The 703-nt window shown below is 48.5% G+C and carries 1 protein-coding gene; it reads left to right on the top strand.

Translation table 11 applies throughout. The annotated features are described in order from the left end of the window. A partial coding sequence (locus OH456_RS25900; protein ID WP_270034473.1) for an EF-Tu/IF-2/RF-3 family GTPase occupies window positions 1-702 on the top strand: 702 nt, incomplete at its 5' end. Window position 703: the final 1 nt, after the last annotated feature.

Here is a 703-nt window from a genome sequence, read left to right on the forward strand (position 1 = left end):
GATTTCCCAGGTGATGACCTACCAGTTATCCAAGGTTCTGCACTAGGCGCACTAAACGGCGAAGAGCAGTGGGAAGCGAAAATCGTTGAGCTTGCAGAAGCACTAGACTCTTACATCCCAGAGCCAGAGCGTGCAGTAGACCAACCGTTCCTACTACCAATCGAAGACGTATTCTCGATCCAAGGTCGTGGTACAGTTGTAACTGGTCGTATCGAGCGCGGTATCCTACGCGTAGGTGACGAAGTAGAAATCGTAGGTATCAAAGAGACTACAACTACTACTTGTACTGGTGTTGAGATGTTCCGTAAGCTTCTTGACGAAGGTCGTGCTGGTGAGAACGTTGGTGCACTTCTACGTGGTACTAAGCGTGACGAAGTTGAACGTGGTCAAGTTCTTGCAGCTCCTGGCTCAATCAACCCACACACTAAGTTCGAGTCAGAAGTATACGTACTTTCTAAAGACGAAGGCGGCCGTCATACTCCGTTCTTCAAAGGTTACCGTCCACAGTTCTACTTCCGTACAACTGACGTAACTGGTGACATCTCTCTACCAGAAGGCGTAGAAATGGTAATGCCAGGTGACAACATCCAAATGCAAGTTGAGCTAATCGCTCCAATCGCAATGGACGAAGGTCTACGTTTCGCTATCCGTGAAGGTGGCCGTACAGTAGGTGCTGGTGTTGTTGCTAAGATCTTCGACTAAT

The sequence above is a fragment of the Vibrio sp. La 4.2.2 genome (genome assembly GCF_027586995.1).
Taxonomy (GTDB): domain Bacteria; phylum Pseudomonadota; class Gammaproteobacteria; order Enterobacterales; family Vibrionaceae; genus Vibrio; species Vibrio mediterranei.